The sequence below is a fragment of the Nocardiopsis suaedae genome (genome assembly GCF_027706745.1).
GTDB classification, from domain to species: Bacteria; Actinomycetota; Actinomycetes; order Streptosporangiales; family Streptosporangiaceae; genus Nocardiopsis_A; species Nocardiopsis_A suaedae.
Genome location: NZ_JAQFWP010000053.1, coordinates 29,263 through 48,939, shown reverse-complemented (window position 1 = coordinate 48,939; position 19,677 = coordinate 29,263). Strand labels below are relative to the sequence as shown.

Sequence of the window (19,677 nt, the reverse complement as noted above, 5' to 3'; positions counted from 1 at the left end):
CCCGGAAACCCGCCGCCCGGCCAGGGCCCGTCAGCGGGGAACCAGCCCAGCCGCCCGCCCACCCGCACCGCGAGGAACCCACCACCCGCCAAGCAAGACCGGGCAACCACCCCGCTTCCGCCGTCGCCGCCAAACACCGCGACCACGCACACACCAGACAGCCGACAACCCACCAGGTAGGGGCGCCGACCTGCCTCGTCGCCGCCCACCCGCACCGCGAGCAACCCGGCGCCCGGCGAGCAGGGCCGGGCAACCACCCAGCTCACTCCGTCGCCGCCATCCACCCTGCACCGCCACGGCCCGCCGGACGGCCAAGGGCCGTCAGCAGGGAACCAGCCGAGCCGTCACCCCGGCCCCCACTCACATGGACCGATTACTCCGCGAGGTCGTCGGCGGAGAAGGTCAGGTACTTGACCTGGCCCCGCCCCCCGGGGACGCCCTCCTCCACGCCGTTGACCTCCAGGTGGATGCCGCCCGCGTTGCCCACGTGGAACCGCAGCTCATCACGGTCGCTCCAGATATGGGTGGTCCCCTTCTTCACGGCGCCCGCGAAGACCCTCCCACCGTCTCCATCGGTGACGCTCAGCCAAGTACGGTGCAGCGCGTACACGCGGACCCGCACCTCGTCGGGACGCTTCCCGTTCCGCACCGTGGTCGACATCGCCGGTTGCGCCTGGGTCACCGCCTCGCGCCGCGTCCTCTTCTCCTCCATCGCGTCGTTGCGCTCAGCAGCTCCGGCCTCGCCGGTAACGCCGCTGCTCCCCGCCGCCCGGTCACCGCCCTCGTCCGGCCAGGCCTGGATTCCGGCGATCACCGCAGCCGCGAGGAGGCACAGGGCCACCGCCACGGGCCAGTGCCGCCGTGCCCGGTCCGCCAAAAGCGCGATCCCCGACGGAGCGGTTGCGGGCTCCGCGTCCTCGTCATCGTCCGGATCGTCCGCCTCGGCGCCTCGGGCGCCGCTCGTGTGTCCGCCCCCGGCACCGACACCGACACCATCGGCGCCGACACCACCGGCACTCGTACCGCCGACACCGGCACCGACACCGGCGGCGGCCGCACCATCGGCGGACGCACCGTCCTCGGCCGCGCTCACGTCCGCGCCGCCGTCCCCCGCCTGGCCTGCGGCCACGCCAGCGCCACCGCCCGCTGCGGCCGCCATCCCCCAGCGGCGCCGCCACGGTGCGTCGTCCAGTTCCTCGTCGAACTCGTCCTCCGGCGGGCCCGCCGGAGGACGCCGGAACGGTCGCCCTTCGCCCTTCCCACGCCCGTCAGAGCGCGCACGGGACCCACGTCCCTCACGGCGGCTCGCCGCCGCCGCGGGTTTGGCGCCGCCCCTCTCGGCCTCGTTCCTGGGACCGGCATCGTTCGCCTGGCCACGCGCCGCGTCGCCTGCGGCCGCCGCGCGCTCGCCTTCCCACTGGGCGCCGTCCCCCCGGACCGCGTCCCCCCGGGCCTCGTCTCGCGGGACTGCGCCTCCCCAGGCGGCTTCCCCCCGCACGGCTCTCCTCCGCGCAGCATCCGCCCCGGCCGACGGCTCCCGCTCCTGGGGCGGAACCTCACCCGTCGGTGGGGCCTCGTTCTCCGGATCGTCCCCGGACGACGACGGGCGCCCGGGGACGCCTCCCGCTCCGGTGACGGTCACTCCCTCATCGACGGCGGGCGGCCGTTGGCCCGGACCTCCCTCCGGTTCACGCGGTCCGCCTCCTACGGGGCCACGGAAGGGGCGCAGCACTCCCCCGGGACGCCGACGGTCCCTGCCCTTGCCGTCCCGGCCGTCGCCGCCGTCCCGGCCGTCCCGACGGCCATCCTTCCCGCCGTCGCCACGGCCCGACCGCCGACCGGCGCCCCGGCCGTCGCCGCCGCCCTCGGCCTCCGAGCGGTCCGGCGGGACGGGCTGGACCCCGTCGCCGCCCATCAGGGGCGACGTCGGCCCGATCGCGTACTCGGCGTCGAAGCGCTCGATGAGCTCGGCGGGCTCGATCCCCAATTCCCGGCAGACCGCCTTGATGTGCCCGCGCGCGTAGAAGTCCCCGCCGCACGGCCCGAAGTCGTCACGCTCGATTCCTTCGAGCACCGACTCTCTGATGTAGGTGCGGGCGCTCAGTTCCTGGATCGAGTACCCGGCCCGGTCCCGGGCCGCGGCGAGGATCCGGCCGATCGTGCTCATGTCGCCGCCTCCGCCTGCTCCGCGTGATCATCCCATTCCACTGTGCAGTCATTCCTGGCCGCAAGGCCACTGACACACTCGAAGAACGGGTTAAAAGTGAGTCAACGGCCCCGCGAGGGGCGGATCGGCACGGGCCGGACGAGGTGGGGCGCGCCGGGACGCGGTACGCACCGCGGGCACGGGGAGGGCGCCCGCCCCGGCGCTCCGGCCGTCCCGCGGGGGCGGGACCCGGCCGCCCGGCGGGGCGCCGGCGCCGCCGTCGGCCGCGGCGCTCACCCCTCGCCGCGCAGCTCCGCGAGCGCCCCCGGCAGGTCGTCCGGCTTCAGCAGCACGTCCCGGGCCTTGGAGCCCTCGCTGGGCCCCACCACCCCGCGGCTCTCCATCAGGTCCATCAGCCGCCCGGCCTTGGCGAAGCCCACCCGGAGCTTGCGCTGCAGCATCGAGGTCGACCCGAACTGGGTGGTCACCACCAGCTCGATCGCCTGCACCAGCACCTCCAGGTCCTCGCCGACCTCCTCGTCGATCTCCTTCTTCTTGGCCTCGGCCGTCCCCACGTCCTCGCGGTAGCTGGGCTCGGCCTGCTTCTTGCAATGGTCGACGATCTGCCGGATCTCCTTCTCGGTGACCCAGGCGTTCTGCAGCCGGATGGGCTTGCCCGCCCCCATCGGCAGGAACAGCGCGTCGCCCTTACCGACCAGCTTCTCCGCGCCGGGCTGGTCCAGGATGACCCGCGAGTCGGAGAGGCTGGAGGTCGCGAACGCCAGCCGGGACGGCACGTTGGCCTTGATCAGCCCCGTCACGACGTCGACGCTGGGCCGCTGGGTGGCCAGCACCAGGTGGATCCCGGCGGCGCGGGCGAGCTGGGTGATGCGCACGACCGCGTCCTCCACGTCGCGCGGCGCCACCATCATCAGGTCCGCCAGCTCGTCGACGATCACCAGCAGGTACGGGTAGGGCTCGTACTCGCGCTCGCTGCCGGGCGGCGCGGTGAGCTGCCCCTTGCGCACGGCGGCGTTGAAGTCGTCGACGTGCCGGAACCCGGAGGCGGCCAGGTCGTCGTAGCGCCGGTCCATCTCGCCCACGACCCACTGCAGCGCGTCGGCGGCCTTCTTCGGGCTGGTGATGATCGGCGTGATCAGGTGCGGGATGCCCTCGTACATCGTCAGCTCGACCCGCTTGGGGTCGACGAGGATGAGCCGCACCTCGTCCGGGGTGGCCCGGGTCATGATCGAGGTGATGACGCCGTTGATGCAGGTCGACTTGCCCGCCCCGGTGGCGCCGGCGACCAGCACGTGCGGCATCTTGGCCAGGTTGGCCACCACGTTGGTGCCCTCGATGTCCTTGCCCAGCCCCACGAGCATGGGGTGGTCGTCGGAGGTGGCGGCCGCCGAGCGCATGACGTCGCCGAGGCTGACGATGTCCTTGTCGGTGTTGGGGATCTCCACACCGATGGCGGACTTGCCGGGGATCGGCGACTGGATGCGCACCTCGGCGCTCTTGACCGCCAGCGAGATGTTCTTGGTGAGCGCGGTGACCTTCTCCACCTTCACCGCCGGGCCCAGCTCGATCTCGTAGCGGGTGACGGTGGGGCCCCGGGTGAAGCCGGTGACCTCGGCGGAGATGTTGAACTGGTCCAGCACCCCGGACAGCGCCGCGACGACCTCGTCGTTGGCCTTGGTGCGGGGCTTGGGAGGGGTCCCGGGCTTGAGGTACTGGGGCGGCGGCAGCTCGTAGTCGCCGTCGATGACGCGGGACGGGATGGACAGCTGCTCGGTGGTGGCGGGCGCGGGCGTCGGCTCGGGCGGCGCGGCGGGCTTGGCGCCGGGGGCGGCGGCAGCGGCCTCCGCCGTCTCCACCACGGGCGTGTCGTAGGGGCGTTCGTTCTCGCCGCCCAGCGGGTCCTCGTCGGCGTCCTTGCCGCCGCCCTCCCCGGCGGCCTTGGCACGCGGCTTGCGCTTGCGCTTGGGGCGCTGCTCGGTGCCGTCGCCCTTGTCGCCGCCCTCCCCTTCGCCGAGGATGCCCAGGCCCGCGCTCGGGCCGTCGTCGGGCGCCATCAGCCCGCCGAACAGCCGCTGGAGGCGCTCGGGGATGCGGTGCACGGGCGTGGCGGTGACGACCAGCAGCCCGAAGACCATCAGCATGCACAGCAGGACCCCGGTCACCCACGGGGTGATCAGGGCGCTGAGCGGGCCGGACGCGGCGAAGCCGATGAGGCCGCCCGCGCGCTGCACCTCCTCCATGCCCTCGGAGGGCCAGGGGATGCCCTGGCCGATGTGGATCAGGCCGAGCAGGCCCGCCAGGAGGGCGGCGCTGCCGATGACCAGTCGGCCGACGTCGGTGTCGCCGTCGCCGGGGGTGCGCATGAGCCGCCAGGCGAACGGCAGGAACAGCAGCGGCAGGACCGGTGAGAAGGTGCCGAACGCGCCGACGACGACGGTGCGGGTGACCTCGGGCAGGGGCCCCTGGGTGTCCCACCACACGGCGGCGGCGATGAGCAGCCCGGCGGCGAGCAGGACCATGCCCAGGCCGTCGCGGCGCAGGTCGGGGTCGAGGTCGCGGGCGCTGCGCCCGACGGCGCGGGCCACCCCGCCCACGGTGTGCGCGAGGCCCTTCCACAGCAGCAGGAGCAGCCGCGCGAGGCCGAGGAACGCCATCGCGACCGGCCCCTGCTGGGAGGCCGCGCTCTTCTTGGCGGGGGCGCGCTTCCTGGAGCCGGAGGACGGCGACCCGCCGCGGGCGGGCGCCTTCCGCTTCGCGCTCCCGCCGGAGCCGCCGCTCCGGGACGCGCCACCGCCGTCTCGCCGGGAGGATTTGGGCGCACGGGTGGCCATGATGCGCAGCTTACTAAGGAACACCGCGGCACATCGCGCCCGAAGCCGGGCGTGTCGCGGTGTTCCTTGTCGCCGTCCTCCGCCGCCGCGCCTCCTGGGACCCGCTCAGGGCCCTTCAAGGCCCCTCAGGGCGCCGGTGGGCAGGCCGCGCGGGGGCACGGCACGAGTGGGCGCGGGGGGGCGCTCGCGGCGGTGTCCGCCCGGCGCCCTCTGCTCACACCTCCACGATCACCGGGACGATCATCGGTCGGCGGCGGTAGGTGTCGCTGACCCAGCGCCCGATGCACCGGCGCACGAGCTGGCGGAGCTGGTGCGGGTCGGTGATGCCGTCCCCCGCGGCCCGGTCCAGGGCGTCCTGGATCTTGGGCAGCACCGCGTCGTAGGCCTCGACGTCGATGCCGGACCCGCGGGTGTGGATCTCCGGCTCGCCGAGGATCTTGCCGCTGGTGGAGTCGACCGCGACCACCACCGAGATGAAGCCCTCCTCGCCGAGGATCCGGCGGTCCTTGAGGGCGGTCTCGGTGACGTCGCCGACCGAGGTGCCGTCGACGTAGACGTACCCGGCCTGCACCTTGCCCGCGACGCGCACGCGGCCCTTGTGCAGGTCCACCGCCACGCCGTCCTCGGCGATGACGATGCTCTTGTCGTCCATCCCGGTGCGCTTGGCGATGTCGGCGTGCGCCCGCATGTGCCGCCACTCCCCGTGCACGGGCAGCAGGTTGCGCGGCTTGACCATGTTGAGGACGTACATCAGCTCACCCGCCGGGGCGTGCCCGGAGACGTGCACCAGCGCGTTGCCCTTGTGCACGACCTTGGCACCCCACCGGGTCAGGCCGTTGATCACCCGGTTGACCGAGTTCTCGTTGCCGGGGATGAGGGAGGAGGCGAGCAGCACCGTGTCGCCCTCCTCGATGCGGATCTGGTGGTCCCGGTTGGCCATCCGGGTCAGCGCCGACATGGGCTCGCCCTGCGAGCCGGTGGAGATCAGCACCGCCTCCTCCGGGCGCAGGTCGTCGAGCTGCTTGACGTCGACCAGCAGGTCCCCGGGGACGTGCAGGTAGCCCAGGTCCCGGGCGATGTTCATGTTGCGGACCATGGACCGCCCGACGAAGGCGACCTTGCGCCCGTGCGCCTTGGCGGCGTCCAGCACCTGCTGCACCCGGTGGATGTGGGAGGCGAAGCAGGCGACGATGATGCGCTGGTCGGCCTGGTCGAAGACCTTGTCGATGACCGGGGCGATGTCGCTCTCGCTGGTGACGAAGCCGGGCACCTCGGCGTTGGTGGAGTCGGACAGCAGCAGGTCCACGCCCTCGGCGCCGAACCGGGCGAACCCGGCCAGGTCGGTGAGGCGGCCGTCCAGCGGGAGCTGGTCCATCTTGAAGTCGCCGGTGTGCAGCAGGCTGCCCGCCGGGGTGCGCACGCCCACCGCCAGCGCGTCCGGGATGGAGTGGTTGACCGAGAAGAACTCCAGGTCGAAGGGGCCGAACGGGCGGCGCTCCCCCTCGGCCACCTGCACCGTCTCCGGCTTGATCCGGTGCTCGCCGAGCTTCGCGGTGATCAGCGACAGCGTGAGGCGGGACCCGACCAGCGGGATGTCGGGGCGCTCGCGCAGCAGGAACGGGACCGCGCCGATGTGGTCCTCGTGGCCGTGCGTGAGCACGAGGGCCTCGACGTCGTCCAGCCGGTCCCGGATGTACTCGAAGTCGGGCAGGATCAGGTCGACTCCGGGCTGCTCCTCCTCGGGGAAGAGCACGCCGCAGTCGACGATCAGCAGCCGTCCTCGGTACTCGAAGACCGTCATGTTGCGGCCGATCTCGCCGAGGCCGCCGAGGGCCACGACCCTCAGCGCGTCCTCGGCGAGGGGCGGCGGCGGCCCCAGTTCAGGGTGCGGGTGGCTCATGCGGATCCTTCCGTCAACCGTTCGACGCCCACGGCGCTGGCGGGGACCGCCTGGTGCGGGGCCAGCCCGATCGGCCCCTTGACCCCGGCCGCGGCCAGGTCCTCGCGCAGCAGCGCCTGCAGCTCGGGCGAGGCGTCGGCGAGGGGGGTGCGAACGGGGCCGCCCGGCAGGCCGAACATGTTCAGCACCGCCTTGGTCGTGATGACCCCCTGGGTGCGGAAGATGCCGGTGTAGACGGGCGTGAGGCGCCGGTGGATGGCCAGCGCACGGGCCACGTCGCCGCTCTCGTAGGCGTCGATCATGTCGTGCAGGTCGGCACCCACGATGTGGCCGACGACGCTGACGAACCCGGAGGCGCCCACCGACAGCAGCGGCAGGTTGAGCATGTCGGAGCCGCAGTAGTAGGCCAGCCCGGTGCGCTCCATCACCCACGAGGAGGCGCCGATGTCGTCCTTGGCGTCCTTGTTGGCGACGATGCGCGGGTGCTCGGCCAGCCGGACCAGGGTCTCGGAGGCGATGGGCGTGCCGGTGCGTCCCGGGATGTCGTAGAGCATCATCGGGAGCTCGGTCGCGTCGGCGATCGTGGTGAAGTGCCGGAGCAGCCCCTCCTGCGGGGGCTTGTTGTAGTACGGCGTGACCGTCAGCACACCGTGCGCGCCTGCGCGCTCGGCGGCGCGGGCGAGTTCGGTGCTGTGCCGGGTGTCGTTGGTGCCGACCCCGGCGACGATGGTGGCGCGGTCCCCGACGGCGTCGAGGACGACGCGCAGCAGCCGGTCTTTCTCCTCATCGTTGGTGGTGGGAGACTCACCGGTGGTACCGCTGACGATCAGGCCGTCGTTGCGCTGCTCGTCCACCAGGTAGGTGGCGAGGCGGGCGGCGCCGTCGTAGTCGACGTCCCCGTTCTCCTGCATCGGGGTGACCATCGCGGTCAACATCTGGCCGAAGGGCGCGTTCGGCGGAGTGCTGGCTGCCATGTGCAAAACGTACCGCGATCGCGCCGGTCGTGAGGCCACGCCAGGCCCACGAAGTGGATTTTCCGGACCCGGAACCCCATTGCGGACCCCGAACGCATCCGACGCGGGAGGGTCGGTGAGTGACACACCCGATACCCGGAAGCGGTCCCGGCCCGTCCACCTCGCGCCGCTTTCGGCGTAAGGCGATTCGGCCCCTCCGGGGGACGGGACACCAGCTTCCTCACCGAGGACCCATCCGACACGGGACGAGTGTGTGGGCCCACCACCTTGACCCGGACGTGACGCACACAACACACTTTCCGGCTGTCACCGGGCGATCCGCCCTCCTCTCGGACAGACGGGACATCCCCCTATGCGCAGGTTCGGCAACGCCCTCGCGGCGTTCAGCACGCGCTGGATCCCCGACGCCTTCGTGTTCGCCGTCGGGCTGTCGGTGCTGGTCTACCTCCTGGCCCTCGGGCTGACCGACCACGGGCCTCTGCAACTGGTCGACGACTGGTACGCGGGGTTCTGGGGCCTGCTGGAGTTCGCCATGCAGATGGCGCTCGTCCTCGTCACCGGCTACGCGCTGGCGTCCTCTCCCCCGGCGCGGCGGGCCATCCGCCGGGTCGCCGCGCTGCCCCGCGGCCCGCTGTCGGCGTGCGCCCTGACCGCCGTGGGCGCGGCGCTGCTCGGCATGCTGCACTGGGGGCTCGGCCTGATCGCCGGGGCGATGCTCGCCGTGGAGGTCGCCCGCTCCTGCCGCGAGCGCGGCATCAAGGCGCACTTCCCGCTGCTGGCCGCCTCCGGCTACACCGGCCTGATGGTGTGGCACAGCGGGCTGTCGGGCTCCTCCCCGCTGCTGGTGAACACCGAGGGCCACTTCCTCGAAGAGCAGATCGGCGTGCTCCCCCTCAGTGAGACCCTGTTCCAGCCCTTCAACCTGGTATTCCTGGCGGTCATGCTGATCGGCGCCCCGCTGCTGCTGATGAGCATGCACCCCCGGCCGGAGGACGCCGAGGAGATCGAGGACGCCCCCGAAGGGGAGAGCGGGCCGGGCGGGGACGGCGGCGCCGTGGCCACCAAGGAGCAGCGCCGCACCCTCACACCGGCCCAGCGGCTCATGCACAGCCGCGTCCCGGTGCTCATCATCGTCGCGGCCGGGCTGGTCTCCATCGTCCCCGGGCTCGTCCGCGGCGGCATCGTCGGCCTGGACCTGAACCTGCTCAACTTCACGTTCCTCATCGCGGGGCTCGGCCTGCACGGCACCCTCGCCGGGTACGCCGCGGCCGCCGCCGAGGGCGCCAAGAACGCCTCGTCGGTGATCGTCCAGTTCCCCTTCTACGCGGGGATCATGGGCATCATGGAGCACTCGGGGCTGCTGGAGCAGATCGCGACCTGGTTCGTGTCGTTCTCCACCCCGTTCACCTACCCCTTCTGGGCGCTGATCAGCGCGTGCCTGGTGAACCTGGCGGTGCCCTCGGGCGGCGGCCAGTGGGCGGTGCAGGGGCCGATCGTGGTCAGCACGACCGAGTCCCTCGGCCTCGACCCGGGCGTGGGGGTGATGGCGGTGGCCATGGGCGACCAGCTCACCAACGGCATCCAGCCGTTCTGGGCGCTGCCGCTGCTGGCCCTGACCCGGCTGCGGGCGGGCAAGGTGCTCGGGTACAGCGGCGTGGTGATGCTCTTCGCCATCGTGGCGGCCTCCCTGTGCATCACTCTCCTGCGCTGACCGCCCCCGGACCCGGAAGGGCCGGGCCCGGTGCGGCGCCCGCAGGGCGGTAGTCCCCTCCCGCTACTGTTGCCCCATGTCGATCGCCGCAATGACCGCCGTGCTGCTCATCGCGGCGCTCCACGTCCTCATCCTGGTCATGGAGATGTTCCTGTGGACCGCCCCGAGGGTGCGCGCCGTCTTCGGCACGACACCGGAGCTCGCGGACGCGACCCGGGTGATGGCGGGCAACCAGGGGCTGTACAACGGCTTCCTCGCCGCCGGACTCGTGTGGGGCGCGGTCGCGCCGGACCCCGTCGGCTTCCAGGCCTCGGTCTTCTTCCTGGTGTGCGTGGCGGTGGCCGGGCTGTACGGCGCCGCCACGGCGAACCGCCGGATCGTGTTCGTCCAGACGGTCCCGGCGCTAGTCGCCCTGGCGCTGGTGTGGGCCGCGCACTGAGCTCGCGCACCCGGGGAGGCGGAGGCCGGGGCGCAGGCGCCCGACCCGCCGGAAACGCCCTGGGGGAGGCCGAACGGCCTCCCCCAGGTGCGATCCGGTACGTGCCCGAAACCGGGCCTCAGTCGTCGTCGCCGTCGGGGAGCACGAGGCTCAGCAGCCAGCTGACCACCGCGATGACGATGCCGCCCAGCACCGCCGACCACAGGCCGTCGATGTGGAAGTCGAACCCGAACAGGCCCGCCGCCCATGCGGTGAGCATGAGCAGCAGCGCGTTCACGATCAGCGCCACCAGGCCCAGGGTCAGCACGTAGAAGGCGCACCCGACGGTCTTCACGATCGGCTTGATCACGGCGTTGACCACGCCGAAGATGATCGCGATGACCGTGTAGGTGACGATCTGCTCCGCGGTGGGCGCCCCCGGGGCGATCTCGATTCCAGTGATCAGATACGCCGCTGCGGCCAGGGCCAGGGCGTTCACGAGGATGCGGATGATGATGCTCACGACCCGATCGTCCCACGCACGCGAGCCGCGTCGTACCCGCCCGGGGCGGGTCCCGGGAAAACTCCGGGTCCCCTGACCCGCTCTCCGGGGGCGGGCGCCGCCGTCTTGGCGCCCCACGGCGCCCACGGCGGCACCGGGCGCGCACGCCCGGACATTGCGCCGGAGCCGCACCGGACCCGCGCCGCACCCGCTCGGGCGGCGTTCGTCTCCTCAGGCCCACAACTGCGAGGATGAGCACATGACCCCCCAGCACGACCCGTCCTCCTCCGCGCAGGGGGACTCCTCCCAGCGCTTCGTCCGCTCCGCGCGTGCCGAGGACGTCGACGACATCGTCCGCATCCAGGTGGCGGCCTGGCGCGCCGCCTACGGGCCGCGCCTGCCCGCTGAGGTCCTGGCCGAGATGACCGGTGAGGAGGCCGGGCACCGGTTCCGCGAGCAGTGGTCCGCCGCGATCGGCAGCCCGCCCACGTCGCGGCACCGGCTGCTGGTCGCCACCGACACCGAGGAGCCCCGGGGCGGTGCGCCGGAGCCCGGCCGGGTGCGCAGGATCACCGTCGGCTTCGCCGCCCTCGGGCCGGGGCAGGACCCCGACCTGTGGCCGGCCACCGACGCCGAGCTGTACGCGCTGCACGTGGACCCGGCCCACGCGGGCGCCGGGCACGGCAGCCGCCTGCTCAACGCCGCGGTGGACCACCTGGTCGACGACGGGTTCCGCACCGTCCACCTGTGGGTGGCCGAGCAGGGCGACCCGCTGCGCACCTTCGTGGAGCGGTCCGGGTGGCGCCCCGACGGGGCCCACCGCGAAGTCGACGCCGGGGGCCTACTGCCCATGGTGCGGCTGCACGCGGCGATCGCGGCCGACACGCCCCCGTCGGCCCCTCCCGCCTGAGCCCGTCCGCCTGAGCAGGAGGAGGGTGCTCCCCCTCCCCTCGGCTCGCGGAGGCGTCCACGCGGTCACGGAGGCCGCGCCCGTATCGATGGCGTCCACCGCCGTCCAGCGCCGACGGGCGGGGCGCCCGCCAGGGCTCCGGATGCGGACCGCGCCCGCTCCGGAACCGCCTGCCGACCTCCGGGCGGCGACCGCGTCCGGGGCCGACCGGCGTTACGGTTGACCGGGAAGTACGCGCCTCACCCGGTCCCGCCCGCGCGGCGGCCTGCCGGGGACCGCGACGGCGCGCTCGCACGGAGAGGAACACGGACGCGTGGCCACGCTCAGCCAGTGGGTCGCGGGGGCCCGCCCCCGCACGTTGCCGAACTCGATCGTCCCGGTGGCCGTCGGCACCGGCGTGGCCGTCGGCGTCGGCGCCCCCGTCTGGTGGAAGGCCGCCCTGGCCCTGCTGGTCTCCCTGGCCCTGCAGGTCGGGGTGAACTACGCCAACGACTACAGCGACGGGGTGCGCGGCACCGACACCGAGGAGCGCGTCGGCCCGATGCGGCTGACCGGGTCGGGCGCCGCACCGCCCCGGCAGGTGCTGCTGGCCGCCTGGGGGTGCTTCGCGCTCGCGGGCGTGCTGGGGCTGGTGCTGGTGGCGTCCTCCTCGTGGTGGCTGCTGCTGGTCGGCGCGGCCGCGATCGCCGCCGCCTGGTACTACACCGGCGGGCGCACCCCGTACGGCTACCGGGGGCTGGGCGAGGTGTCGGTGTTCGTCTTCTTCGGCCTGGTCGCCGTGGTCGGCACGGTGTTCGTGCAGGTGGGCTCGGTGCCCTGGCAGGCCTGGGCGGCGGCGGTGCCCATCGGGCTGCTGTCCTGCTCGGTGCTGGTGATCAACAACCTGCGCGACCTGGCCACCGACGCCGAGAGCGACAAGATCACCCTGGCGGTGCGCCTCGGCGAGGGGCGCACGCGGCTGCTGTACCAGGCGTGCCTGGTGGGGGCGTTCGTGGTCGCGCTGTTCGCGGTCGCGGTCACCCCGTGGGCGGCGCTGGTGGTGCTGGCCGCCCCCTTGGCGGTGCGGCCGCTGCGGCGCGTGCGCGGCGGGCAGACCGGACGCGACCTCATCCTGGGCCTGGGCGAGACGGGGAAGCTGCAGATGGCCTTCGGAGCCCTGCTCACCGCCGGTCTGGCGCTGGGCGCGCTGGGCTGATCGCGGCCCGGCCACCCGCCCCTCGCACGCCCCTTCGATGGTGCGTGCGCCCGCGCGGGTCCGGTCCGCCCACCGTCCGGAAGCGGCCGCGGACCGAGCGGGGTCACGCCTGGTTCGGGCGTTAGCCTGGTCCCCATGTCCTCCCCCATCAACGACACCGTTCCCCTTTCGCACACCGGACCTGCGACCGGAACGCCGGCCCGCCGACGCGTGGCCACGGCCCTCGCCGCGGGCGGCCTCACCGTGGTGCTCACGGGCTGCTCGATGCTCGGCGGCGACGGCGGGGAGGAGGCCGCCCCCGAGGGGGAGGCCTCCCCGGTCAACGCGGGCAAGGTGGACCCCGGCGAGGCCGAGGCGCGCGAGACCATCGCGAGCCAGGACGTCGCCACCCTCGGGACCGACCTGCACATCGCGGTGCACTCGCTGGCCCGCGGTGAGAAGACCGTCGAGCTGACGTTCTCGGTCACCAACACCGGCGAGGAGGAGAGCGAGATCTTCCACACCTGGCTCGGGGCCGCCTCCGACGAGTACAACGTGTCGGGGGTCAAGCTGGTCGACTCCGCCAACGGGAAGGTCCACCTTCCCGCCCGCGACGAGGACGGCGACTGCGTGTGCTCCACCTACGGCGGCGCGGACGAGCTGGGACCCGGCGACTCCATCCTCTACAGCGCCACCTACGGGGCGCCCCCGCAGGACGTGGAGACCATGGACGTGAAGATCCCCACCGCCGGGTCGTTCGACAATGTTCCGCTCTCCTGACCGCCGGGCGCGCCTGCTCGCCCTCCCCGCGGCGTTCCTCGTACTCGGCGCCCCCGCGGCCGCGCAGGCCGAGGAGGAGGGGCCCGAGGAGATCGTCGCCGAGGTGGAGGCCGGGCCGGTCGCCGACGCCCCGATCCACGACCTCGCCGCGCCCGTTCAGGACCTCGACGCCCCGGTCCACGACCTGACCTACGGCACGGAGAACGCGGACGGATCGGTCAAGGACGAGGCGAACACCGAGGAGCGGGTGGTGACGCTCTCGGCCGACGTGCTGTTCGCGTTCGACGAGGCGGAGCTGACCCCGGACGCGCGCGAGGCGCTGGAGGAGGCGGCGGGCATCCTGCGCGAGGAGGCCGACGGCAAGACCGTCGACATCGACGGCTACACCGACTCCAAGGGCTCCGACGAGCGCAACGTCCCGCTGTCGGAGGAGCGCGCGGAGGCGGTCGAGAAGGAGCTGTCCGGGCTGCTCGACGGAGTGGACGTCACCTTCGAGACCAACGGGCACGGCTCGGCCGACCCCGTCGCCCCCAACGAGATCGACGGCGAGGACAACCCGGAGGGCCGCGAGAAGAACCGCCGCGTGGAGATCCGCTATCCGCGCTGACCGGCTCCCGGCCGATGGCGCCCGGCGGGCGTCTGAGACCCTGGTGGCCTGCGGCCGCACCGCGTTTCCGCAGGAGACCCGGGCCACAGGCGCCCGCCGCGCGGTCACGCGCCGTGCCGCTCCGCCGTGGAGCGGCCCGACCTCCGGTCGCGGCGGTCCGCCGCTGCGGCCCGCCGCCGCGGCCTGGTAGTAGCGTGCCTCACACACTCCAGTAGGATTGCGTGTGACATTGTCGTACTAGGAAGTGGTCACGCGCATGCCTGGCAGGATCCAGTCGATCGAGCGCGCGGCCGGGATCCTCCGGCTCCTGGCCGGCGGGGCCCGGGGGCTCAGCCTCGCGGAGATCTCGCGGAGCATGGAGCTGCCGAAGGGCACCGTCCTCGGCATCCTGCGCACCCTGCAGCACGTGGGCTTCGTCGAGCAGGACGAGGCCACCGGCCACTACCGCCTCGGCGGCGGGCTGCTCCGCCTGGGCACCCGCTACCTGGACGGCAACGAGCTGCGCACCCGCGCGCTGAACTGGGCCGACTCGCTGGCCTCGCGCAGCGGTGAGAGCGTGCGCATCGGGACCCTGCACGAGGGCCAGGCGCTCGTCGTCCACCACGTGTTCCGCCCCGACGACAGCACCCAGACCCTCGAGGTCGGCTCGCTGCTCCCGCTGCACGCCACCGCCCTGGGCAAGGCGCTGATGGCGTTCGACCCGCTGGCCATGCCGGTGCCCTCCGAGGAGGGCGGCCCGGACCACCCCCTGGAGGACGGCAACGGCCGCGCCCTCGAGCTGGCCCGCTTCACCCCCGCCACCCTGACCGCCCCCGGCGACCTGCTGGGCGAGCTGGACCGGGTGCGCGCCCGGGGCTGGGCCGGCGAGGACGAGGAGCTCATCGAGGGCGAGGTGGCCATCGCCGCGCCGATCCGCGACCACCGGGGCACCACCGTGGGGGCGGTGGGCATCTCCGGCGCCGTGGAGCGGCTGCACGGGCCGGACGGCGAGGGTCCGCGCATGGAGCTGGTGTCCTATGTCCGCGACGCCGCCCGGTCCATCTCCCGCGAGCTGGGCGCGCACTCCTGGTGACCCGGGGGCCGCGGCGGGCGCCCCCGCCGGGCCGCCCCGGCACCCCCTCCCGCGCCCCGTGCGCCCCGGTCCGCTCACCGACCGCGACACCGCACCCACCCACGGCGACACGCCTTCCGCCCCTGGTCACGACCCTGGTGTGTGACGATCCTGAACGGTAACCTCGAGCGCCACCGCACCTTCCCACCACCGCTTGACAACTCCGGAGACACGGCTCACACTTGGCTCCATTCGTACTACATTGTCGTACGTCATGCGGATCGAGTGCTCGCGTGAACCGGTGTGACCCCGGTGCGCGTTCTGGGCCCCGGTCCGGCCAGCGATGTCCCCTTCCCAGAGGCGAGTGACCGGATGACCACCCAGTACATTGCCGCCATCGACCAGGGCACCACGTCCAGCCGGTGCATCGTCTTCGACCACGACGGCCGGATCGTCTCCGTCGGCCAGCGCGAGCACCGGCAGATCTTCCCCCAGCCCGGGTGGGTCGAGCACGACGCCACCGAGATCTGGGACAACGTCCAGATCGTGGTCCGCGAGGCCCTGGAGGCCGGCGGCCTGGCCCCCTCCCAGCTGGCCGCGGTCGGCATCACCAACCAGCGCGAGACCACGGTGGTGTGGGACCGCGAGACCGGCGAGCCGGTGCACAACGCCATCGTCTGGCAGGACACCCGCACCGACGCGCTCACCCGCGAGCTGGCCGGCGGGATCGGCCAGGAGCGGTTCCGCGAGCGCTGCGGCCTGCCGCTGGCCACCTACTTCGCCGGACCCAAGCTCCGCTGGCTGCTCGACGAGGTGGACGGCCTGCGCGAGCGCGCCGAGCGCGGCGAGGTGCTCTTCGGCACCATGGACACCTGGATCATCTGGAAGCTGACCGGCCGGCACGTCACCGACGTCACCAACGCCAGCCGCACCATGCTGATGAACCTGCACACGCTGGACTGGGACACCGAGATCCTGGACGCCATGCGCATCCCGGCGCAGGTGCTCCCGGAGATCACCTCCTCGGCCGAGGTGTACGGGCCGGCCCGCGGCTTCCTGGAGGGCGTCCCGGTCGCCTCCGCCCTCGGCGACCAGCACGCCGCCCTGTTCGGGCAGACCTGCTTCTCCCCCGGCGAGGTCAAGGGCACCTACGGCACCGGCACCTTCATGGTGCTCAACACCGGCACCGAGCCGGTCATGAGCTCCAACGGCCTGCTCACCACCCTCGGCTACAAGATCGGCGACGCCCCCGCGGTGTACGCGCTGGAGGGCTCCATCGCGGTCACCGGTTCGCTGGTGCAGTGGGTGCGCGACAACCTGGGCCTGATCTCCAGCGCCGCCGAGATCGAGACGCTCGCCCGCACCGTCGACGACAACGGCGGCTGCTACGTCGTCCCGGCCTTCTCCGGGCTGTTCGCCCCGCACTGGCGCAGCGACGCCCGCGGCGTCATCACCGGCCTGACCGGCTACGTCAACAAGGGCCACATCGCCCGGGCGGTGCTGGAGGCCAGCGCCTGGCAGACCCGCGAGGTGGTCGACGCGATGCGCTCGGACTCGGGCGTGGAGCTGACCTCGCTGCGCGTGGACGGCGGCATGACCGCCGACAACCTGCTCATGCAGATCCTCGCCGACGTGCTCGACGTCGAGGTCGTGCGCCCGATGGTCGCCGAGACCACCTGCCTGGGCGCCGCCTACGCGGCCGGCCTGGCGGTGGGCTACTGGCCCGACATGGAGAGCCTGCGCGCCAACTGGCACAAGGCCGCCGAGTGGACGCCGAAGATGGACGACCAGGTGCGCGAGCGCGAGTACCGCAACTGGGGCAAGGCCGTCGAGCGCACCCTCGGCTGGGTGGAGCACGACGGCGCCTGACGCCACGGCGCTCCCCCGCACGCCACGCATCCTCCGCGGCCCGGACCGGGCCGACCCGGCACGGCCGGGCCGCGGACGGTGACGGCGAGGCCGCCGGCCCCTCCCTCTCCCCGCCCCTGACGCGCCGCACCGGCGCACGGGGACCGGCACGCACGAGCGCACCGCGCCCCGTGCGCGCAGAACACCGCAGGCGGCGGGGGGCCGACCGGCCCACGCCGCCCCGCCCGGCGGACCGATCCGCCACCAGGGCCGGAGGCCGCCCCCGGTCCCGGGGGGCCGACCCCTCCGGCACTGTCCCCTCCCCCTCCCCCACCCCACAGCGGCCGCCCCGCGCGCCCGCTGGCACCCCTGCCCGCACGGAGGCTCCCATGGTGTATCTCGCCGAATTCGTCGGCACCGCGATTCTCATCCTGCTCGGCGGCGGCGTCGTCGCCGGCGTCACCCTCGCCAAGTCCAAGGCGAACAACGGCGGCTGGATCGTCGTCACCTTCGGCTGGGGCCTGGCGGTCATGATGGCCGTCTACGTCGTCGGGCAGTACAGCGGCGCGCACATCAACCCCGCGGTCACCTTCGCGCTGGCCTCCATCGGCGACCTGCCGTGGTCGCAGGTTCCGGGCTACATCGCCGCGCAGATGGCCGGCGCCTTCGTCGGCGCGGTCCTGGTGTGGCTGGCCTACCTGCCGCACTGGAAGGAGACCGACGACCCGGACACCAAGCTCGGCGTGTTCTCCACCGCGCCCGCGGTGCGCAACATCCCGGCGAACTTCGCCACCGAGGTCATCGGCACGTTCATGCTGGTCTTCGGCATCCTGGGGATCAACGCCAACGTGAACCCGATGGGCAACGGCGAACTGACGGTGCTGTTCGGCACCGGCATCGCGCCGATGCTGGTCGGCTTCCTGGTGCTGGCGATCGGCCTGTCCCTGGGCGGGCCGACCGGGTACGCCATCAACCCCGCCCGCGACCTGGGCCCACGCATCGCCCACGCGCTGCTGCCGATCCCGGGCAAGGGCGGCTCGGACTGGTCCTACGCCTGGGTCCCGGTGGTCGCCCCGATCGTGGGCGGCGTGCTGGCCGCCCAGGTCTTCACCGCCATCGGCTTCGGCGGCTGATGACGCCCGGAGGGCGGACCCTCTACGGCCGGCGGCACGGGGCGGCGCGCCCCCGTGCCGCCTTCGTCGTCTTTCGTCACTGTTCGTCGCCGTTCGCCGCCGTTCGTTCTCTCCGGAGCACCCCGGCCGCCCCCTTCCGCGAGCCCTGGCCTGACCAGGACAGAGCCCGACCGGCACCGCAGGTACCCCACTCATGGGCCCCGGCCGGGCGGCGGGCCGTTTCCCCGGCCTTGCTAGCCGGGCGGCGGGCCGTCGGAGTGTGAGGTGGTTGGCGGCGACGACGAGGGGCGGCGGTCCTACCTGGTGGATTGTCGGCCGCCGGGTGCGTGCGTGGTCACCGCGATGGGCAGCGACGGCAAGAGCCCACCGGTTCCCCGGCCCTCCTTGCCGGGCGCCGGGCTCCTCGCGGTCCGGGTGGACGGCCCGGTGGGGCCGGGAGGGCGCGTGGTCGCCCGTGTCCCCGGCGGCCGTCGGCCCGGAGCCCCTCTTCCCCGCGATGATCTCGGGAAAAACGACGCTACCGGCGCGGTTTTAGCGTCGTTTTTTCCCGAGATCATCGCGGAAGGGGGCAACAAGGCGCGCATAGCGGGCGCAGCGAGCAGGGTTCGGCGATCCCGCGTGGCGAAATGGACGCTTTTCGCGCGACGGGGTGGTGAATCCGCCACACAGGATGGCCCCCGGCCGCCCGCGACGCCCGGAAGGCGGGTTCCGGCCCGGCCCCTACCTGCCCGGCATCCGGTTCGTCCGGTTCTCGGGGCGCCGGAGCCCCTCCCGCACCCTGATCGACGCCCGGGGCGGACCGGTGGACGGCGGGGGTGCACGGTCATCGCGATTCCAGAACACGTTCTGCCTCCAGAAGGGCCCCAAACGGCACGCCAGGGTCATTTGCAGTCCTCTTTGTCACTGCGGGTAGCCGATATCGGCCCGGAGTGACCCTCGGACGCCCGGCGGGAGTGCCCAAGTACCTCGGGCCCCGCTCCAACATCCGAGGGGAACACCCCACATAAGCACGAACCGAGCATTTCGTCCCCAGAACCTGTTCTGAAATCGTCGACTTCGTACGCCCGGGGCGCGCACGGGCGTCGCTGAGCGCGCTTCGCGACCCCCTTACCTCTTAACGCGGAGTGTTCGCCCAGGTCATGGCGCTGCCGGGTTCACGGCGGGCCTGGCGGGGGCGGGTCCGGGCGTCGATGAGCCCGAACCACGACCCCTCTGTCTCACCATGCGGGAGGTTCTCGTCGAGAGGCTGCACGCTGGTTGGGACCGGGCCCCGAGGCCCAGCCGCCGGGCACATCCCGGCGCTCCCCAGGGGGGTCGGCCCGGCAGGCGCCAGGAACGCGAACAGGACTCACCTTCCCGGCCGCGCCGCCCCCTGCACCACGAGGGACCGGACGGACGCACCCCTCACCGGTGCCGCCGGGCGGTCCAAGGGCAACGAGGGTGGTGCTTCCACCACGCGATCACCCTCCAGATGGTTCGTTCACCACGCTCGATCGGCCAACGAACGCGAGGAGGTCCGATATGCCCGGGTTCTGGGCCCGGGTGTCTGACCTTGATGGGACAAGTGGTCCGGATGACGCGCCCGGGGCACCTCCGATCAGGGCGCCCGGCCCCGGCCCCACTCGCGCCGCCCCCACCTCGCGCCCCGGCAGCCCGGCGCCCGGCCGAGGC

General features: G+C 73.2%; 14 protein-coding genes. 9 read left to right on the top strand and 5 right to left on the bottom strand.

Annotated features, from left to right (window positions below):
- Window positions 1-373: 373 nt before the first annotated feature.
- The 4 genes from O4U47_RS23015 to dapA all read right to left on the bottom strand — a co-directional run bounded on the left by O4U47_RS23015 (window position 374) and on the right by dapA (window position 7,872).
- Complete coding sequence (locus tag O4U47_RS23015; protein WP_270680026.1) at window positions 374-2,167, bottom strand: helix-turn-helix domain-containing protein; 1,794 nt, start codon at window positions 2,165-2,167, stop codon at window positions 374-376.
- Window positions 2,168-2,439: 272 nt separating this feature from the next.
- Window positions 2,440-4,998 carry a DNA translocase FtsK gene (locus tag O4U47_RS23010; protein WP_408639014.1) on the bottom strand — a complete coding sequence of 853 codons (2,559 nt, stop codon included), beginning with the start codon at window positions 4,996-4,998 and terminating at the stop codon, window positions 2,440-2,442.
- A gap of 214 nt (window positions 4,999-5,212) precedes the next feature.
- Window positions 5,213-6,898, bottom strand: a complete 1,686-nt coding sequence (locus O4U47_RS23005) for a ribonuclease J (RefSeq protein WP_270680025.1) — start codon at window positions 6,896-6,898, stop codon at window positions 5,213-5,215.
- On the bottom strand, window positions 6,895-7,872 hold the full coding sequence (gene dapA / locus O4U47_RS23000; RefSeq protein WP_270680024.1) for a 4-hydroxy-tetrahydrodipicolinate synthase: 978 nt from the start codon (window positions 7,870-7,872) through the stop codon (window positions 6,895-6,897). Before dapA ends, O4U47_RS23005 begins: the two co-directional genes overlap by 4 nt.
- A 352-nt stretch (window positions 7,873-8,224) precedes the next feature.
- Here dapA and O4U47_RS22995 point away from each other — a divergent pair, with 352 nt between their 5' ends.
- Window positions 8,225-9,583 (top strand): short-chain fatty acid transporter, encoded by a 1,359-nt coding sequence (locus tag O4U47_RS22995; RefSeq protein ID WP_270680023.1) that lies wholly within the window; start codon window positions 8,225-8,227, stop codon window positions 9,581-9,583.
- 76 nt (window positions 9,584-9,659) lie between these two features.
- Window positions 9,660-10,022 (top strand): DUF1304 domain-containing protein, encoded by a 363-nt coding sequence (locus tag O4U47_RS22990; RefSeq protein ID WP_270680022.1) that lies wholly within the window; start codon window positions 9,660-9,662, stop codon window positions 10,020-10,022.
- A gap of 118 nt (window positions 10,023-10,140) precedes the next feature.
- Here the strand turns inward: O4U47_RS22990 and O4U47_RS22985 are convergent, their stop codons facing one another.
- Window positions 10,141-10,524, bottom strand: coding sequence for a phage holin family protein (locus tag O4U47_RS22985; protein WP_270680021.1), 384 nt, complete (start codon window positions 10,522-10,524; stop codon window positions 10,141-10,143).
- Between the two features lie 238 nt (window positions 10,525-10,762).
- Between O4U47_RS22985 and O4U47_RS22980 the strand changes: the two genes are divergently transcribed.
- The 7 genes from O4U47_RS22980 (at window position 10,763) to O4U47_RS22950 (ending at window position 18,006) form a co-directional block, all read left to right on the top strand.
- Window positions 10,763-11,413 carry a GNAT family N-acetyltransferase gene (locus tag O4U47_RS22980; protein WP_270680020.1) on the top strand — a complete coding sequence of 217 codons (651 nt, stop codon included), beginning with the start codon at window positions 10,763-10,765 and terminating at the stop codon, window positions 11,411-11,413.
- Between the two features lie 313 nt (window positions 11,414-11,726).
- On the top strand, window positions 11,727-12,608 hold the full coding sequence (locus tag O4U47_RS22975) for a 1,4-dihydroxy-2-naphthoate polyprenyltransferase (protein ID WP_270680019.1): 882 nt from the start codon (window positions 11,727-11,729) through the stop codon (window positions 12,606-12,608).
- Window positions 12,609-12,743: 135 nt separating this feature from the next.
- On the top strand, window positions 12,744-13,367 hold the full coding sequence (locus O4U47_RS22970) for a hypothetical protein (RefSeq protein ID WP_270680018.1): 624 nt from the start codon (window positions 12,744-12,746) through the stop codon (window positions 13,365-13,367).
- A complete protein-coding gene (locus O4U47_RS22965; protein ID WP_270680017.1) occupies window positions 13,351-13,974 on the top strand; it encodes an OmpA family protein in 624 nt (207 codons plus the stop codon). The genes O4U47_RS22970 and O4U47_RS22965 overlap by 17 nt, the downstream gene beginning before the upstream one ends.
- Before the next feature lie 256 nt (window positions 13,975-14,230).
- Entirely contained in the window at window positions 14,231-15,046 is an 816-nt protein-coding gene (locus O4U47_RS22960; protein ID WP_270680016.1) for an IclR family transcriptional regulator, read from the top strand.
- Window positions 15,047-15,397: 351 nt separating this feature from the next.
- The gene (gene glpK / locus O4U47_RS22955; protein WP_270680015.1) at window positions 15,398-16,894 is read left to right on the top strand and encodes a glycerol kinase GlpK; all 1,497 of its coding nucleotides are present in this window, start codon (window positions 15,398-15,400) and stop codon (window positions 16,892-16,894) included.
- Window positions 16,895-17,262: 368 nt separating this feature from the next.
- Window positions 17,263-18,006: an MIP/aquaporin family protein gene (locus tag O4U47_RS22950; RefSeq protein WP_270680014.1), complete on the top strand. Its 744-nt coding sequence runs from the start codon at window positions 17,263-17,265 to the stop codon at window positions 18,004-18,006.
- Window positions 18,007-19,677 lie beyond the last annotated feature (1,671 nt).

Coding starts and splice junctions, on each gene's coding strand:
- O4U47_RS23015 (WP_270680026.1), bottom strand. CDS start 2,167: ATGAGCACGATCGGCCGGATCCTCGCCGCGGCCCGGGACCGGGCCGGG.
- O4U47_RS23010 (WP_408639014.1), bottom strand. CDS start 4,998: ATGGCCACCCGTGCGCCCAAATCCTCCCGGCGAGACGGCGGTGGCGCG.
- O4U47_RS23005 (WP_270680025.1), bottom strand. CDS start 6,898: ATGAGCCACCCGCACCCTGAACTGGGGCCGCCGCCGCCCCTCGCCGAG.
- dapA (WP_270680024.1), bottom strand. CDS start 7,872: ATGGCAGCCAGCACTCCGCCGAACGCGCCCTTCGGCCAGATGTTGACC.
- O4U47_RS22995 (WP_270680023.1), top strand. CDS start 8,225: ATGCGCAGGTTCGGCAACGCCCTCGCGGCGTTCAGCACGCGCTGGATC.
- O4U47_RS22990 (WP_270680022.1), top strand. CDS start 9,660: ATGTCGATCGCCGCAATGACCGCCGTGCTGCTCATCGCGGCGCTCCAC.
- O4U47_RS22980 (WP_270680020.1), top strand. CDS start 10,763: ATGACCCCCCAGCACGACCCGTCCTCCTCCGCGCAGGGGGACTCCTCC.
- O4U47_RS22970 (WP_270680018.1), top strand. CDS start 12,744: ATGTCCTCCCCCATCAACGACACCGTTCCCCTTTCGCACACCGGACCT.
- O4U47_RS22965 (WP_270680017.1), top strand. CDS start 13,351: ATGTTCCGCTCTCCTGACCGCCGGGCGCGCCTGCTCGCCCTCCCCGCG.
- O4U47_RS22960 (WP_270680016.1), top strand. CDS start 14,231: ATGCCTGGCAGGATCCAGTCGATCGAGCGCGCGGCCGGGATCCTCCGG.
- glpK (WP_270680015.1), top strand. CDS start 15,398: ATGACCACCCAGTACATTGCCGCCATCGACCAGGGCACCACGTCCAGC.
- O4U47_RS22950 (WP_270680014.1), top strand. CDS start 17,263: ATGGTGTATCTCGCCGAATTCGTCGGCACCGCGATTCTCATCCTGCTC.